The organism is Sulfuricurvum sp. MLSB (assembly GCF_000747095.1).
In the GTDB taxonomy this organism is placed as follows: domain Bacteria; phylum Campylobacterota; class Campylobacteria; order Campylobacterales; family Sulfurimonadaceae; genus Sulfuricurvum.
Window position 1 is genome coordinate 1 of record NZ_JQGL01000054.1, and the last position, 1,312, is coordinate 1,312.

General features: G+C 52.8%; 2 protein-coding genes and 1 pseudogene. All 3 read left to right on the forward strand.

Features of this window, described 5'->3' with window-relative positions:
* A pseudogene (locus tag JU82_RS05200) lies at window positions 1–255 on the forward strand (homocitrate synthase); the annotation flags it as partial.
* Window positions 246–1,073 carry a GNAT family N-acetyltransferase gene (locus tag JU82_RS11790; protein ID WP_294892205.1) on the forward strand — a complete coding sequence of 276 codons (828 nt, stop codon included), beginning with the start codon at window positions 246–248 and terminating at the stop codon, window positions 1,071–1,073. The pseudogene JU82_RS05200 and the gene JU82_RS11790, both read left to right, overlap by 10 nt.
* 46 nt (window positions 1,074–1,119) lie before the next feature.
* Window positions 1,120–1,311, forward strand: coding sequence for a CCE_0567 family metalloprotein (locus JU82_RS05210; RefSeq protein ID WP_294892206.1), 192 nt, complete (start codon window positions 1,120–1,122; stop codon window positions 1,309–1,311).
* The last annotated feature ends 1 nt before the right edge of the window (window position 1,312 follow it).

Here is a 1,312-nt window from a genome sequence, read left to right on the forward strand (position 1 = left end):
GATGGAATGATGAAAGATTCGCACGCGTACGAGCCGTACGAGGCCGAAGAGGTCGGAAGCGTACGCGAATTTCCGATCGGAAAGCACTCGGGGAGCGCAACGATCCGCTATCATCTGGGTCGCATGGGGATCAGCGCCGAGAGCGGCGTGTTGCGCGACCTTCTGCCGAAAATCCGTGAGATCGTCACCGCGCGCAAGCGGGTATTGGAGACGTACGAGCTCAAATCCCTCTATCAGGAAGCGGTATGTTTATAGGGTGGCTCAAATACGCCGACGTGGCCGAACTGACCAAAATCGCCGAAGAGACGGGATGGCTGCTGGACGGCTACCACGTCAAACTTATGATGATGCACGCCCCGCATCTGTGCTACGGCGCGTACGATGAGGGGGTACTAGTCGGGGCGGTGATGGCGGTTCCGTTCGAATCATCGGCAATGATCAAATACTTCATGGTCAAGCCCAGCCATCAGAAGCAGGGGATCGGGCGGCGTCTTTTTGACACACTTTTCGGAACGCTCAAGAACGAAAATCCGTCTTTGTATCTGCATGCCGACCCGCAGTTAAAAGGTTTTTTCGAGAGTTACGGATTTGAGAGCGTGATGGAGGTGGGGCGGTTTCTCAACGTCGGGAAAGTGCCGCCTTTCAGCTTCACCAACGCGCAGGCCAAAGAACTCGACAGCGGCAATTTCGACGCGACGATCCGTCGTATCGATTACGAGACGTTCGGTGAAGATCGGATGGGATTTATGGAGGGTGAGATGGAGCGCAACAGTTCGCTCAAATTCGCCCTTCCCAATGCGTTCCAGCACTCCAGCGTCATCAATGCGCGCGGAGTCTATCTGGGGCCGTGGCAGTGCCGCGCAGGTCACGAGGAAGAGGCCGAGAAAATGATGCAGGGCGTTTTGTACTTCCGCGGGCTTAAAAAAGTGCTTGCCGATGTCCCGATGAGCAATGTCCCTGCGGTCGCACTGTTCGAAAAATACCATTTCCAGCAAAAAGGGACGTTTATGCATATGGTTTTCGGCGAGCCGCGCAGCGTTAAATTTGAAAATATCTATTCGTTTTCGCTGTGACAGCGAACGGTTTATGCAATAAAACCACAAACACAAGGAGCCTATGATGTCCGAAGAGATCGATCACAAAAAAGAGCTTGCCAAACTCAAACGTCTGGCGGTTGAAATCGCGTCCGAAATTCATGATATTGTCGAGGATACCCTTTGGACGAACTATGTAAAAATGCCTGAATTGGCCCAAAAACTCCATACGGCGGTTCAAACGGCAAACGATTACAAGGCGGAACATTCCCTCTAAG